The following is a 15,004-nucleotide window of genomic DNA, read 5'->3' as shown; positions in this document are numbered from 1 at the left end:
TAGTCGACCTGGAGCGAGATTGTGCTCCAGGACAGGTTACACTTATGTTGATCTCCTTCCCAACCATGAGTCTAGTTTCGGCCAGAGTCGCTTGATCGCATTCGCGCCGGCAACGAGTGAGACGTGACCGCCCTTCAGCATCACCTCTTCCTTGTCCTGCGATCCGATCTTGGTGATCAGGTGCTTTGCCGCGTCATATGGCACGATGTGATCGTGCTCTGCGACTGCGTGCAGGATCGGAACCTTGATGTTCTCCAGCTTTGCCGTCCGGCCGCCCACCGACATGGTGTCGTTGAAGAGTTTATTATCCCACATCAGGTCTTTGGTGATCGATCGGAAATATTCACCGGCCAAAGGCAGTATGTCCGTCGCCCAGCGGTCAAACATCCGGTACGACCTAACGTACTCGTCGTTCCAAATGTTGTCCCAGAGTTGCATCTGGCTGACGACTTTTGACGCCGGCCGCAGCATGTCGAACGATTGCAAGATCAGTTCGGGCGGCATGTTACCGACGCTGTCCACCAGGCGGTCAACGTCAAAATAACGGCGATCAGCAAAATTCGAGAACAGCTTCATCCCCTGAAAATCGATCGGTGTGGTGAAGCAGATCAGATTCTTCATCGGCCCATCGTTGAAGATCGAGCCGTATAACAGCGAGAGTACACCGCCAAAGCAATAGCCGACGACGGAAACATCCCGCTCGCCGAAATCCTGCTGTACCCGGCGGATGCAGTCCGGAATGAAGTCGAGGACGTAGTCTTCCATTCGTAAGAATTTCTCTTCCGGCCGAGGCGGGTTCCAGTCGAGCATGTAGACGTCATAGCCACGTTTGAGAAGGAACTCGACAAGGCTCTGGCCCGGTATCAGGTCGAGAATGTAGCCGCGATTGGTCGTGGCCATCACGATCAGCACCGGCACGCGATAGACCTCCTCCGCGAGAGGCCGGGTAGTGATAGAGCGACATGGTGCCCCGCGAATGCAACAGGTCCTTTGGTGTCAAACCAAGTGAGGGCCCCGACGTCGAGAAGTATGCCACGCCCTTGATGCTGCGCTGGATCGCCCGTTGGACCTCGGACTGAATGCGCTCCGGAGCCAAGGTAAGGTCAAGGCTAACCGCTGCACTCATTTAGAGTATCCCTCTATCGTCGAGCTGACATCGTCCGGTGTCGGTTCGGCGTCGGGTCGCCCTATCAATTCGATGCCAATACCGCGCAAAATTCCCGGCAATTCGAGCACGCTCTGTAACAGGAACCAGCCCGTGGAGATGAAATGCGTGCGCGGCGCATCCGTCAGTGGACGATACGGCGCATCTAGAACGATCACATCGGAGATCCATTTGCCGTGCGACTGAGCTGTCCGCAGGGCACGCGCCATTCCGACGGAATGCGTGATCAGAACTGCCTTTCGCCCAACCCGCTCTGCGTTATCGCGAATTGCGTTCGAAAGAGCTCGCTCGCGTGCTGTACTGTCCAGAGTGACGAAGAGGTCTGTGGTGACCGGGCGGTAGCCGATGGCGCGAAGCCATGCAGATAGCGGCAGAAGCATAAGGTCGTTGCCAAGCCGCGGCGCCACTAGGATCACCGGTTTGCCGTCACCGAAGCGGGACGCGCTTCCTGCCATGATCGACCGTCGGGCGTAGGTCAGCGAATCATATGAGGCCGATGTGAGCAGCAGTGGCCACGTCGTGAGGATGTTAACCGCGGAGGTAAGCAGGTTCGATGCCGGCTGCTCGGCGAACTGACGATTGTCTGCCGGTGTGATCGCTTCTTCATCGTCGATGGAAGCGAGGAACGCTACGATGTGATGGATGCATTCTTCCGTGCGTTCCCAGAGCACGCGGTGCCCGCCTTCAGGAAGGACGATCAGCCTCGCCTTGGGAATTCGCTTTGCCATCATGAGCGAGTTCTGGGGTGGAATCAGTTGGTCCAGGTCGCCGGTCAGCACGAAGAGTAGGACAACGGATATCACCGAGCGCTCTCGACCCGTCAAATTCGGCGAAGGCCTGGAACTGCAGATCGGCCGCATGCAAGGGCGTGGGCAGCGCGATTTCGCGGCGCATCTGCTCCGTAGCGGCGTCCCGATTGCCCGTCAGATACGCAGGCGCGTAAGTGACCTTCCAGATTTGTCGGGCGACCTGCTCCGGAGACAGGCCGTCGAGGTCGCGCATGACGCGAACGACGGGAGCATTCGCGTAAGTGGCGTGCACGCCTCCACACATGGTCGCGCAAAGGATTAGGCACCTCACGCGTTCGGGAAACTGGCGCACGAACTCCTGGGCGATCGCGCCGCCCATGGAATAGCCGAGGAGATGGACACGCCCGAGATTGAGAATGTTGAGCAGGGCGTGAATGTCGCGGGCCATGTTGGCCAGCGCGTAGCCATGAACCGGCTTCTCACTTTGTCCCGTGCCGCGATTGTCGAACGTGACGAGCGTGAACTGGCGCGCCAGCATGTCGACAAAAGCTGCGGGCCATGCCGCGGAGCTCAGCCGATAGCCCATCACAAGAACCAAGGGCGGACCGCTACCCTGGACCCGGTACGCAATGTCGATACCGTTGGCCTCCGCGATTTGCATCGTCATCTCGCTTCCTGGTCTATAGGCCGGACACGAGGTGACCGCCATCGACTGCGACGACACTGCCGGTCATGAACGATCCCGCATCGGAAATCAGCAGTAACAGCGGTCCGTCGAGCTCGTCGAGCTGGCCTAGGCGACGTTGCGGGACGCGTTTGATAAGCGCCTTGCCGTAATCGCTCTCGAAAAAATCGTCGTTGAGTTCGGTGGCGAAATAGCCCGGCGCAAGCCCATTTACCCGGATGCCGTAGCGCGCCCACTCGAGCGCGAGCGCCTTGGTCATCTGGATCACGCCCGCCTTGGAGACCGCGTAGGGCGCGACGGCGCCGGCGACGCGCAACCCTAGAATCGATGCGATATTGACAATCGAGCCGTTCACCTTGTTGGCGACCATCCGTCGCGCGGCCGCCTGGGCAACCAGCCAGACACCTTTGAGATTGGTGTCGATGACACTGTCCCAGTTGCCTTCATCCTGCTCCAGCGCAGGCTTGGTCGCAGTGACGCCGGCATTGTTGACGACGGCATGAATGGGACCGAAGGTCGCTTCGGCCTCCTCCATGGCTTCGCCGACTTTGGCGGCCAGTCTGACGTCGAGCGGGACACCTTGTGCTGTGCCGCCCGATGCTTCGATGTCCGCAACCACCGATGCCAAGGCGTCCACGCGCCGTGCGGCCAGTGTTACCTTCGCGCCATTGCCGGCTAGAAAGCGTGCAAAATGACGGCCAAACCCGCTCGAGCCGCCGGTCACCAGAACGTGTTGATCGCGCACTTCAAACACAGGCATCTCCCAAATTCGATTTCGGCGGCAGCAGCTACTTCAAGAGGCTCTCCATTTGCGCTCGGCTTCGTCCCAGGCCGCGAGCGGTTGAAGATCTGGCACCCAGGCAAGACCCGTCTTGCCGTCCGAGGAGATGGCGTCGGGTGTCACGACCATGTCGAGAAGGGCAGGGCGATTGGCGAGCGCGCGCTCGATTGCAGGTCCAAGCTGTTCCTCGGTCTCGACGCGCTCGGCATGCATGCCGAACGACCGTGCCATGCCGGCATAGTCCGCAACCTGCAATCTGGTCCCGACCACCTTGCCGTGCGTGACGGTCTGGTCATGAACCTCGATCTGCCAGGCGCCGTTGTTGGCGACGACGATCAGAACGGGGGCCTTGTGACGGACGGCGGTGTCGACCTCGATGGCATTGAAGCCGAAAGCGCCGTCGCCGGTCGCGACCACGACCGGCCTGTCGGGGAAGGCGAGGCTGGCGGCGATGCCGTAGGGGACACCGATGCCGATACAGCCGAACGGACCGGGATCGAGCATCAGCGGTGCATTGAGCCCAACGCGCGCGAAGGCGAGGAAATCGCCGCCGTCGGTGATGACGATAGAGTCGTTGCCGATGGCCTTTTGGAGCACCGACAGTACCTTGTTCGGGTGAAGCTTGCCGTCGGACCCATTTGGCGCAGTCGCCATGGTTTCCTGCAGCTTCTTGGCGCGCTGCTCGTGCCCGGCGCGCAACTTGGCTGCCCAGACACGATCGACCTTGGACTCCTGGTTGCCGGCATGTTCCACCATCGCACGCAGTGTCTCGGCCGGAGAAGCCAGGATTTCAACCGCTCCGCGACGATTATCACGCATTTCCGACGGCGTATCGCCGATGCGGACGAACTTCGCGGCCTGGAACACGGCGGGCGATCCATAAGCGAGCTGGAAGTCGAGACGACGGCCGATCGTCAGGACAACGTCGGCATCGCTCATCACTGCGCCGCGCATCGCGCCGACGACGGACGGATGGCTGTCCGGCACCAGGCCGCGGCTCTCGCCGGTGTCGAGATACACCGCGCCAAGGCGATCGAGCAGCGAAATCAACTCAGGTGCCGCACCGCGGGCACCCCGACCGGAGATCACCAGGACGCGGCGGGCCGACCAGAGGAGGTCGACCGCTTTCGCGACCTGATCCGGATCCGGCCGTGTGACCGAACGTGGCTTCGCCGCGAGGTGCTCTTCCAATTGCAGCGCCTTCGGCACGATGCCGCGTAACGTATCGGTTGGAAAATCAATGTAGGACGGGCCGGGCTCACCGCCTTCCCCGAAGGCGCGCGAGATTGCCTCGTCAAGTTCCTGGAGCACCAGCGACGGTTCGCGCACGGTCCGAGCGTAGCGGGTGATGGATCGCACCAATTGCGTATGATCCATGTCCTGAAGCCCGCCGCGGTTCTCCTGAGGCCGGGGGTTGCCGCCTGACAGCACCAGCACAGGCGCTCGCGAGACGTGCGCATTGGCAATACCGGTGACGGCATTGGTCATGCCGGGGCCCGCGGTGACGAGCGCTACACCGAGTTCGCCGGTGAGCTCCGCATGCGCCTGCGCCATATGCACGGCCGCGCGCTCGTCGCGGACGTCGATGATGCGGATGCCTTCTGCGTCGAGGCGCATCCAGATCGGCATGATGTGACCGCCACACAGCGCAAACACGCGCGTGACGCCGCGACGCTTCAGGAGACGTGCAATCAGGTCGGCAGCACTATCGGGCAGGACTTTCATCTGACAACTCCCTCTTGTGTGATCATTTCGTCAAATCTGAGCTAGCCAGCCGACCAGCAGTGAAACGGTCAGGACGGCGAAGATGTGCGACGCTAGAATCGAACCCGATGTTACGCCGGCCTCGATGCCGTAGAGCTTTGCGATTGTGAACGGACCGGATCCGATGGGCAGCGCACTCAGTATGACGGCTGAATGCGACCACAGTGGCGGCATCGAAAAGACGTAGAATGCGAGGAGCGCCGTGACCGCAGGCTGCAGGACCAGCTTTAGCGCGACCAGGATGGCGATCGACTTCGCATCGTCGGTGACAACGCGCTCTTGCGCCAGGAAGAGACCAATGCTAAACCAGTGCTGCGGGCGAAGCGGCGCCGCCCAGCAAGCTCGTATAGCTCTCCACAGGAGCCGGCAATTTGAATCCGCTCAAGCCAACGGCGAGACCGGCGACCGGGGCGATTAGGAGTGGACTGCGCAGCACGGAGACGATCACGCGTGCGCCGGTCAACCAGAAGCGGTCGCCCTTCCGCAGGTCGACTTCGACGACGATCACCGCAAAAAGAAACAGGACACATGCCGTGAAGAGCGTTGCGATGATCGATGCTGGCGCGCTTTCCGGACCGAACACCAGCAAGCACATCGGAATGCCCATGAAGCCGACATTGCTGTAGCCGGCGTCCAGACCCTCGATGCTGGCGCCGGCCACGCGGCGACCGCGGCAGCGGCTGATGACAAAGGCGACCGCAAAGCTCACGGCGAATCCGCCGCAAAAGGCTCCGATAAAGCCGAGCTGGCTTACCTGGTCCATTGTAATCTTCGACATCGCCACAAACATGAGCGAGGGAAGCGCAAGGTAGACTGCGAAGCGGTTGAGGTTGTCGGTCGCGACACGATCGAACACACCGAAATAGCCGCAGGTGAATCCGGTCAGGATCAACGCGAAGATCGGAAGTGCGGAATTCAAGACGGCGTGCATGTAACGCGGATCCCGATGCGCGATAGCTCATCCCGACGGTCATGTTCAGCTGCTGAACTTCTTCTTCAGCTCGCGATGGAGAACCTTGCCCGTGGCGTTGCGAGGCATCTCGCTTTCCGCGATGAAGGCATAGGATCGCGGGCGCTTGTAACCGGCCAGCCGTTCCTTCGACCATTCCATCAGGTCGGCTTCCTTCAAGTTCGCGCCGTCATGCAATACGATGACCGCGTGAACGCGCTCGCCCCATTTCGTATCCGGTAGACCGATCACCGCGACGTCCTTGACAAGGGGGTGGGCACCAACCAGCGCCTCGACCTCGGACGGATAGATGTTCTCGCCGCCGGAGATGATCATGTTGCTCTTGCGATCGGAGAGGTGGATGTAGCCATCGTCGTCGCGGCGCGCCATGTCGCCGACGGAGCAATAGTTGCCGCGGAACGCCTCCCTGGTCTTCTCCGGCAAGCGCCAGTAGCTGTCGAACGTGTGGGCGTTACAGGAGTAGAGCTCGCCCGCCTGTCCATCCGGCACCTCGTTGCCGGCTTCGTCGAGGATCTTGATCGGTGCGGCGCCGACGCATTCGCGGCCGACAGATCCGAGCTTGGTGAATTGCTCGTGCGGATGCAGCATGGTGACCCAGCCGGTTTCGGTGGCCCCATAGAGCTCGAACAGGCCCGAATTGGGGAACATCTCCATGATTTCGCGCTTGGTCTCGGGGCGCGCGGGCGCAGATGAAATCATCAGCTTGGTCACGGCATCGTAGTTGTACTTGTTGCGGACCGCCTGAGGCAGGCCCAGCATCATGATGTAGTGCGTCGGCACCAGCGAGGTGAAGGTCGAGCCACCCTCGGCCAATGTCCTGACCGCGTGCTCGGGATCGAAGCTCTTGCGTGAGTAGATCGAGTTGACGCCGCCGCAATAGCCGAACGCACCGAAGAAATTCAGCGAATTGGCATGACACATCGGCATCACCAGTAGTGCGCCGTCATTGCGGTGCAGCCCGAGCTCGATTTCGGTGACCATCGACAGCAGCACCGCGCTGCGGTGGCTGCGTACGACGCCCTTCGGATTGCCGGTAGTGCCGGACGTATACATCAGCGTCCACGGATCCGAGAGCGCAACGATCTGCGAAGGTTCACTGCCGCTTCCGGCGGCAAGGAAGTCCTCGTATGGACGGTAGCCGGCCGGGCACGGACGGCTGCCGAAATGAATGAAACGGTCTTGCTTGATCGGCAGATCCTTGCGGATCTCCTCGACAACGCCGACGAGTTCGTCCTGGACGATGACGGCCGAGGCCTCTGCATTATCGATGATGAACTGCACTTCCTTGCCGATCAGGCGAAAATTGATCGGCAGGGCAACGAGGCCTGCCTTTGCGGTGGCCGCGAAGATTTCGCACCATTCCACGCAATTATAGGCGAGGATCGCGACCCGATCGCCCTTGGCGAGACCCAACCCGAGCAGCGCGTTGGCGAGCCGGCATGAGCGCTCATTCCATTGCGAAAACGTCATGGAGCGTTCGAGGTCACGGGCGCCGACACGATTGGGCGTGATACGTGCGTGGACCGAAAGCATTTGTCCGAAGTTCAGAAGGTCTTTCATGTTCTGCTCCGCAGGGCGTGGGTCAATGCGTGTTCACAGAAGTCCAATTGAAAACCATGGCACAGCCGCTATCAGGATGGTGCCGATCAGGAGTGCCACGATGTAGCCGAGCATCGGCTTGATGCCCTCATCGGGATGGATCCGGCTGATTGCGCAGGCGGCGTAGTAGCCGACGCCGAAAGGCGGAGCGAACAGGCCGATACCCATCGCGAGAATGACCACCATCGCGTAGTGAACCTCGTGCACGCCGACCTGTTTGGCGATCGGGAATAGCAGCGGCCCGAAAAGCACGATGGCGGGGATACCTTCCAGCACGCTGCCAAGGACAATGAAGGCGAGGACGGTCACGGCAAGGAACGTTGGTGCACCGCCCGGAAGGCCGGTCATCATCGTCGCAAGCGATGAGGAAAAACCGGACTGGGTCAGCGCCCAGGCCATTCCGGTTGCCGCACCGATGATGAGCAGGATCGCACCCGACAGCGCCGCAGTCTCGACCAGCATCGGATAGAGCCGGCTCCAGTCGAACTTGCGATAGACCAGTAGCCCGGCGAGTGCCGAATAGACAATGCCGATTGTGGAGACCTCGGTCGCGGTGGCAACTCCGCCGACAACCGCTGCACGGATAACGAAAGGTAATGCGATGGCAGGCAATGCGACCAGCAGCGCCCTTCCGATCTCCCTCGCGGCGGCTTTCTTGACATGAGAGAGGTCGTCGTTGCGATAGCGACGCCAGACAACGGCGCACAGCATCACCGCCAGGACGAGGCCAGGCAGCAGGCCGCCAGTAAACAGTGCGGCGATCGATACTCCGGTCACCGATCCGATGGTGATAAGCACGAGGCTCGGCGGAATGGTTTCCGTCTGTGCACCGGTTGCCGATAGCAGGGCCACCAAATCGCCGGGCTTGGCGCCGCGCTTGATCATCTCCGGGAACAGCACCGGGGCGACGGCTGCCATGTCGGCTGCCTTTGCGCCGGAAATGCCCGAGACGAGGTACATGGCTGCAACCAGTACATACTGCAGGCCGCCGCGGACATGGCCTAGCAGGCTCGCCAGAAATCCGACCATCGCACGCGCCATTCCGGTCATTTCGATCAGCAGACCAAGGAAGACGAAGAGCGGCACTGACAGCAGGATGAGATGGCTCATGCCTTCATCCATTCGTCCCACGACCACGGTCGCAGGTGTAGACGTCGTCAACGTGATGTATGCAAAGGTCGCAAGGCCGAACGCGAAGGCGATCGGAACGGCTGCGAAAACCATCACGGCGACGAGGCCGACGAAGAAGATGAGCAGGTTGATGTTGCCGAGCGGAATCAGGATCGGGCTGAGCAAATAGAAGAGCCCGCCGACGGCCAAGATGAGAGCGACGGCGCTACCGGTCAGCTTCCAGTCTCCGACTGAAACGAGCCGCAGAAGGGCGAACAGGATCATGAGGCCGAGACCGACGGGAAGCGCGGCCGCACGCCACAGATTGGAGATGTCGAGGGCGGCCGTCGTCACGAAGAGCTCGTCGGACGCAAATTCGTAGGCTGGATGAATGACCAACAGCAGAAAGGAGAGGGGGGCCGCAATCGCGAGGACGTCGAGGAAGGCCCGTGCCTTCGGCCTCAGCATGCCGATGACGGCCGTCATTCTCATGTGCTCGGCACGCTGGAATGCGAGCACGGCACCGAGCATGGCCAGCCAGAGAAACAGGATGCCGGCGAGCTCGTCGGTCCAGATCAGCGGCTTGTGGAGCAGATAGCGGGAGGAAACTCCCGCAAACAGGAACGACGATTTCCGCAACAACGAGCGTCGCCGCGACGATTCCGACGACCGTTGCCAGAAAGCGCTCGGTCGTCCGCAACGTGCCGGTAGCGTTCGCATGATGACGAGCAGCCGAAGAGACAATGTCTTCTGTCAAATGCATGACGATTACCCGATGTTGCCGGCATACTTCTGCAGCAATGACCAAGCCTCGTCGCCGAACTTGGCCTTGGCGTCCTTGTAGAAGGACGTCTTGGCCAGCGCTGCCTGGAAAGCATCGGCCTGGGTCGTGTTAAAGGTCAGGCCCTTGGATTCCAGCAGCTTCTGATATTCTGCGTTGGCCTTGACGATGTCGTCGCGTTGCTTCTTGGCGGCAGCGTTGAAGTGCTTTTGCAGGACTGCCTGGACATCTTTCGGAACGGTCTTCCAGACCCTGCCGCTCGAAATCAGCCAGAAGCCGTCCCATGCGTGATTGGTCAGCGAGCAGAACTTTTGGACTTCGTAGAATTTTGCGGATTCGATGAGCGCGAGCGGATTCTCCTGCCCGTCGGCGATCTTGGTTTGCAGCGCGGAGTAGGCTTCGTTGAGCGGAATGCTGACGGGCGCCGCACCCAGGGCGGAGAACATGGATACCCAAAGGGGCACGACCGGAACGCGGATCTTGAAGTTCGCGAGGTCTTCTGGCGTCTTGATCGGGCGAGTGCTGCTGGTGATCTGGCGGAAGCCGTTGTCCCAGACGGCCTCGAAGGGGACGAGCCCCGTCTTTTCGATATTGCCACGGACGAACTTGCCGACATCGCCATCCATCGCGGACCACACGTTGTCGTAATTCGTGAAGGCAAAGCCGACGCCGGTCAGCGAGGCGGTCGGGATCAGCGTCGACATCACAGTGCCGGGCATGGTCGCCAATTCAAGCGCGCCGGAGCGCAGCTGCGCCATCATGTCGGTATCGCTGCCGAGCTGGTTGTTGGGGAATAGGCTGATCGCAACCTGGCCTTTCGTTTCGGCCGTGATCGCGTCGATCGCTTCCTTCAGCCGCACATTGACGGAATGGGTGGCGGGTAAGTCGTTGCCGAACTTGAGCTTGAGCGGAGCGGCCTGCGCCAAAACGGCCGGGCTTTTGAGCAGGGCTCCTGCCGCGGTGGCCCCGACAGCGGATTTCAACAGCGAACGACGGCTAACCGTGAGCATTGCATCCTCCCATGAGACACCGCTTTCGCGCGGCGTTGAACTCGAATACGGAATTCGTATTCTGAATTCGAATGCAATGCAATGGATTTTTTCACGCTGCGATGCTAATGATTCGCAATCGGCCCTTCTGGAGTTCGCATGTCTCAAATCCAAACCCAGCCAACCTTGGTCGAACAGGTTGTAAATGCTATCGTTTCCGAGATCGTAGACGGTGAGCTGCCGGCTAATTCGCGGCTGATCCAGGACGAGCTGGCCCGTGCCTACGGCGTGTCGCGGCAGCCTGTGCAGCAGGCGTTGTTGCTTCTGCGAGATCGCGGAATGGTCAAAGAGGCCCGCCGGACGCGGCCTGATCGTTGCCCCACTCGACGTCGGCTTTGTCCGAAACCTCTATGAAATCCGAGCCATGCTGGACGGGCTAGCAGCCCGCCTTGCGGCCGAGCGGGGCGCAGAGCGCGCACGACTTGAAGGCGCGGCCTATCTCGATCTTGGGCGCGATGCAGTCAAAAGCGGATCACTGAACGAGCAGATCGAAGCCGACATGCGGTTTCATGCCTTTGTCAACGAACTCGCCGGCAATCCCTTGATCGGGGAGACCACGGCGCCGCACTGGCCTTATCTGCGCCGCGTGATGGGCGAGGTCCTTCGCGACGACGAGCAGATGCCCCAGTCTATTCTGAGCGAACATGTCGCCATCCTCGACGCGATCATCGCGGGCGACGGTGCGCGCGCAGAGGAATTGAGCCGCGAGCATATTTCTCGAGCTGCCAAGATTTTCGTCCAGCGGCTGCAGGCTCATCAGGATGCGTCCGAGAAGAAAATGCGGGAACGCCCCGCTCGACGGATCCGGTGATGCAGTTTCGGGGTGCCAGTACATTCGTTGCTCAACGACGCCTCGGGGCCGAATCTTTTCGAATGGAAATCGATTAGCGGTGACGATGTCTTTGGCGACAAGCGCATCGCCTTGTTTGCTGGTGCATTCACGCCGGCGTTTTCGAAAGCCAATCTCCCCGGCTACGAACGCCATTACGAGGATTTCAAGCAGCTTGGAAAAATCACTGGTTCACTGGAAAGATAGAACGATCAAATGAATGCGGATTGCGCGTGAAAGTGAAGGCGGTTGCGTCGGGTCAAAAAGTGCTGGGAATGGCTCCCGGAGCAGAGCAGGACGATGCCCGCAATCAGATCAGGCACGAGCAGTTGGCGAAGGCGCGCACTCGGCCGGCGGACTTGCTGAGCACGATTGGGCCTTAGGCAGCGGCGGCGCGCTTCCTCAACTGGGAGGGCTGCTCGATTGCAGCAGATCGATCGGTGGTATTCGGGCGAGGGACGGATGTAGCCCAACGTCATTGCCGCGGTTAGAACGGCAACTCCCCCTCTCGACCATAATCCAGTAGGACGCGGGACGGGCTCTCGTGAACCGTGCCGCTTCGCGTCACGGTAGGGTAGGCGCGGGACACCTCGAGGAGGATATCCCTACGCCTCCCCCCAAACCGTGCGGGCACTTTTCAATGCACACGGCTTTCCGTACGCGCATGCTCTCGACCGGAGACGGCTGCACGGCATGACGGGCACAGGACAACGGTCTTGCGCCGCCAACCGGACCGTTTCCAGACCGTCAGCGATCCGCTTCGCAGGTCACCGAGGCGGCGGAGATGATGCATCTCGAATGGTCCCGTCGTATCGCTGCACGCTTCGCATTTGCGAGCGTTAAGTCGATCGATCAGATCATTTGGGCTTTTGACCCACCACGCACCTGCCGTGACGTTGTCGATAGTCGGACTTGTCCAGTAGGCTCGGGGCAGATGCTTCAGTCTCCACAGCTTGATGCTGCGAAGCTTACCACGGACCACGGAGCTAACCTCGTAGTCCGTGCCTTTCCACAGGCGCGCCATGGTTTTTGCTCTCGTCGTCCGATGTCGCATCGCCAGCGTCTTCACAAGACTGCGGAACACGACAAGCTCCAGCAATCCCAAGGCGCTCTTGATGTCGTCGGCAAACGAATGGTAGTTCGCAAACCCACGGAACTCTGAGTTATAGGCGAGGACGGTTGCAACGTCGCTGGTTACCAGGAACTGCTCGCGCGGACTGCCGGTCTTCTTGGCGAGATCGCCATAGCCGTGTTGCTTGCAGAACTTGGTGACTTCCTTGCGCGGCACCCGCAAGCTGACATTGCCGGTGGTGGGCCGACGCATCACGCGCCATGTCCGTCCAGCCGGTCCCTTGCGGCTGGATTTTCGTCCTGCCCCGTAGGAGGTATATGTCGAGATGCGATAGCTGAGGAAGGTCACTCCCTTTGAAGCGGCGTAAACCCCACTTTTCTCGGGCGACACGGCGAGCTTCAAGGTCTCCGTCAGGAATCGTTCGACGCAGGCCATGATCTCACACGCTTCCCGCTTGCTCCCGATCACGCCGATGAGGAAGTCGTCGGCATAGCGGCAGTAGCGGAGCCTTTTGAAGTTGGGGTCCATCGGATCGACGGAAGGCACTTTCCGTCTCTCCTTATTGATGGCTTTGATCTCCGCGAATGCAGCGTTGATCTCGGCCCGATCCGCGCCTTCGGCGCGGAGCCGTTCAATCTTCCGGCGGAGACTGAGGACGCGCCGTTCCAGCGCCACGTAGCGCGGGAATGGACGTCGCTCACGGCCTTTGTCGAATTCCGCCTTCATCATCTGCACGTGCTGGTCCAGCTCGTGCAGATAGATGTTGGCGAGCAAGGGCGAGACAACGCCGCCCTGTGGCGTGCCACTGTAAGTGCGTCCGAAGACCCAATCTTCCATGTAACCTGCTTTGAGCATTCCTTCGATCAGACCGATGAACCTGTCGTCATCGATCCGCTTCCTTAGAAGCCCAAGCAGGATGTCATGGTCGATGTTGTCGAAGAACCCACGCACATCCACTTCGATCAGCCACTTGCAGCCCGTCCAACTCTTCTTGATGAGCTTGAGCGCGGTATGACAGGATCGCCCCGGGCGGAACCCATGTGATTCATTGAGGAACACAGGTTCATAGATCGCTTCGAGCAGAATCCTGACCGCCTCCTGAACGAGCCGGTCTTCCACCGTGGGGATACCCAGTGGTCGTGTCTTGCCGTTGTCCTTCGGGATATAAACCCGCCGGACCGGCCGGAAGCGATAAGTGCCATCTGCCACGCGCCTGGCGATGTCGGCGAGCTTCTCCAGCGACATGCCGACTACATCGGCAGCTGGATCGATGTGCTGCGCGCGGACAATCGCGCGATCTTTCGCGCCGCGAGCAAGGCCTCGAAGGCCGCCGACTTCCTGCTGGGCTTCCGTGCAGCGGTCGCCAAAGACCGGGACAGGCAGGAGGCCTAGCGCCTCCCGTCACGGCGGCAAGAGCTGGCCCCAGCGCAACCCATGGCCTCCCGAAATCGGGCTCGTCGGCTAGGCTACTCCCAACTGTTGAGCCTGCACCACAACGTCAACCGAAGGAGATAAGACAATGGACCTGCAACACATTCCGCTGAGCAACCTCAAGGTGCTACCGTCAATGTCCGCCATGGGCGCAAATCGCCCGACGTTTCCGACATCCAGCCGTCGATCCGCGCGCGCGGCGTGCTGCAGCCACTCTAGGTGCTGCCCAATGGAGAAGGCTTCGAGATCATTGCAGGGCGGCGGCGCTATTTCGCCGCGAGCAAGGCCGCCGAAGAGAAGGGCGTTGCGCCGGACGAGGTGCTGCTGCCGTGCGCCGTGACGGCTGTTGGCGACGACACCGGCGCGATGGAAGCCTCCCTGATCGAGAACGTCGCGGGCGAGCCCATGGACGAACTTCAGGAGTATGAGTCCTTCGCCAGGCTGCTCAAGCAGGGCCGCAAGGTAGAGGAGATCGCCGCGACGTTCGGCGTGACCGAGCTTCGGGTCAAGCAGTGGCTCGCAATCGCGGGCCTGCACCCAAAGATCAAGGAGGCGTTTCGCCAAGGCGCGATCGAGAGCGAAGACCTGCGCCTCCTCACGTCGGCGACCAGGAGCCAGCAAAAGGAGTGGGTCGATGTGGCTGACCCCGCCGATTCGGCTGCGGCGGCCTCCGCCGCGGCCGCCTTCGGGAGAGCCCGAGTCGTGAATCAAACCCTAACACCCCGGAAAATAAGCCTGAGGCACGAGCCCTGCGACTCAGACTATGAGTCCGGCGCGATCCACGGAAGGAACTGGACGGAGCCGAGCCCATGCAAAATGCATTCAGCGTCTTTGTTGACGGCAGTGCCATGGTGAAGCGCTGCGTTGCACAGGTTCTGATCGGAGGGGCGACGCTGACCGCGACTGTCGTGGTGCTGGCGCGGGTCGTTTCCTCCCTGAGCGTTGGCAAGCCGTAGCGCGTGGGCCTGACAAGTGGAAACCGGGTCTCCGCGTGGATTTGGCTAGCTCGAAGATGTCGC

At 60.8% G+C, this 15,004-nt stretch carries 13 protein-coding genes and 3 pseudogenes; 5 read left to right on the top strand and 11 right to left on the bottom strand.

The window, feature by feature from the left end; all coding sequences use genetic code 11:
- Nucleotides 1–42 precede the first annotated feature (42 nt).
- From ACVWW1_RS15565 to ACVWW1_RS15520, 10 genes and pseudogenes are all read right to left on the bottom strand, one after another.
- A pseudogene (locus ACVWW1_RS15565) lies at nucleotides 43–1,126 on the bottom strand (alpha/beta fold hydrolase).
- Nucleotides 1,123–1,968, bottom strand: a complete 846-nt coding sequence (locus tag ACVWW1_RS15560; RefSeq protein ID WP_456656418.1) for an alpha/beta fold hydrolase — start codon at nucleotides 1,966–1,968, stop codon at nucleotides 1,123–1,125. Before ACVWW1_RS15560 ends, ACVWW1_RS15565 begins: the two are co-directional and overlap by 4 nt.
- On the bottom strand, nucleotides 1,850–2,581 hold the full coding sequence (locus ACVWW1_RS15555) for an alpha/beta fold hydrolase (RefSeq protein WP_456656417.1): 732 nt from the start codon (nucleotides 2,579–2,581) through the stop codon (nucleotides 1,850–1,852). The genes ACVWW1_RS15560 and ACVWW1_RS15555 overlap by 119 nt, the downstream gene beginning before the upstream one ends.
- A 13-nt stretch (nucleotides 2,582–2,594) precedes the next feature.
- Nucleotides 2,595–3,359: an SDR family NAD(P)-dependent oxidoreductase gene (locus tag ACVWW1_RS15550; protein ID WP_456656416.1), complete on the bottom strand. Its 765-nt coding sequence runs from the start codon at nucleotides 3,357–3,359 to the stop codon at nucleotides 2,595–2,597.
- Between the two features lie 33 nt (nucleotides 3,360–3,392).
- On the bottom strand, nucleotides 3,393–5,105 hold the full coding sequence (locus tag ACVWW1_RS15545; protein WP_456656415.1) for a thiamine pyrophosphate-binding protein: 1,713 nt from the start codon (nucleotides 5,103–5,105) through the stop codon (nucleotides 3,393–3,395).
- Nucleotides 5,106–5,135: 30 nt separating this feature from the next.
- Nucleotides 5,136–5,393, bottom strand: a complete 258-nt coding sequence (locus ACVWW1_RS15540) for an AEC family transporter (RefSeq protein ID WP_456656684.1) — start codon at nucleotides 5,391–5,393, stop codon at nucleotides 5,136–5,138.
- Between the two features lie 52 nt (nucleotides 5,394–5,445).
- Nucleotides 5,446–6,075, bottom strand: coding sequence for an AEC family transporter (locus tag ACVWW1_RS15535; protein ID WP_456656414.1), 630 nt, complete (start codon nucleotides 6,073–6,075; stop codon nucleotides 5,446–5,448).
- A gap of 45 nt (nucleotides 6,076–6,120) precedes the next feature.
- The gene (locus ACVWW1_RS15530) at nucleotides 6,121–7,674 is read right to left on the bottom strand and encodes an AMP-binding protein (protein ID WP_456656413.1); all 1,554 of its coding nucleotides are present in this window, start codon (nucleotides 7,672–7,674) and stop codon (nucleotides 6,121–6,123) included.
- A gap of 33 nt (nucleotides 7,675–7,707) precedes the next feature.
- Nucleotides 7,708–9,586, bottom strand: a pseudogene (locus ACVWW1_RS15525) (TRAP transporter large permease).
- Between the two features lie 5 nt (nucleotides 9,587–9,591).
- Nucleotides 9,592–10,614, bottom strand: a complete 1,023-nt coding sequence (locus tag ACVWW1_RS15520) for a TRAP transporter substrate-binding protein (RefSeq protein ID WP_456656683.1) — start codon at nucleotides 10,612–10,614, stop codon at nucleotides 9,592–9,594.
- A gap of 138 nt (nucleotides 10,615–10,752) precedes the next feature.
- Between ACVWW1_RS15520 and ACVWW1_RS15515 the strand changes: the two genes are divergently transcribed.
- The 3 genes from ACVWW1_RS15515 to ACVWW1_RS15505 are packed head-to-tail and all read left to right on the top strand — an operon-like array spanning nucleotide 10,753 to nucleotide 11,689.
- Nucleotides 10,753–11,007, top strand: coding sequence for a GntR family transcriptional regulator (locus ACVWW1_RS15515; protein WP_456656412.1), 255 nt, complete (start codon nucleotides 10,753–10,755; stop codon nucleotides 11,005–11,007).
- Nucleotides 11,008–11,017: 10 nt separating this feature from the next.
- Nucleotides 11,018–11,464 (top strand): GntR family transcriptional regulator, encoded by a 447-nt coding sequence (locus ACVWW1_RS15510; protein ID WP_456656411.1) that lies wholly within the window; start codon nucleotides 11,018–11,020, stop codon nucleotides 11,462–11,464.
- A gap of 27 nt (nucleotides 11,465–11,491) precedes the next feature.
- A complete protein-coding gene (locus ACVWW1_RS15505; RefSeq protein ID WP_456656410.1) occupies nucleotides 11,492–11,689 on the top strand; it encodes a hypothetical protein in 198 nt (65 codons plus the stop codon).
- Nucleotides 11,690–12,119: 430 nt separating this feature from the next.
- Here the strand turns inward: ACVWW1_RS15505 and ACVWW1_RS15500 are convergent, their stop codons facing one another.
- Nucleotides 12,120–13,793: a reverse transcriptase domain-containing protein gene (locus tag ACVWW1_RS15500; protein ID WP_456656682.1), complete on the bottom strand. Its 1,674-nt coding sequence runs from the start codon at nucleotides 13,791–13,793 to the stop codon at nucleotides 12,120–12,122.
- On the opposite strand from ACVWW1_RS15500, the pseudogene ACVWW1_RS15495 reads away from it, so the two are divergent.
- Nucleotides 13,794–13,946: pseudogene (locus tag ACVWW1_RS15495) on the top strand (zincin-like metallopeptidase domain-containing protein); the annotation flags it as partial.
- 258 nt (nucleotides 13,947–14,204) lie between these two features.
- Nucleotides 14,205–14,840 (top strand): ParB/RepB/Spo0J family partition protein, encoded by a 636-nt coding sequence (locus ACVWW1_RS15490; RefSeq protein ID WP_456656409.1) that lies wholly within the window; start codon nucleotides 14,205–14,207, stop codon nucleotides 14,838–14,840.
- Nucleotides 14,841–15,004 lie beyond the last annotated feature (164 nt).

The organism is Bradyrhizobium sp. JR3.5, from assembly GCF_054057015.1.
The sequence above is the reverse complement of the archived record's forward strand: the minus strand, read 5'-3'. Positions and strand labels throughout refer to the sequence as shown.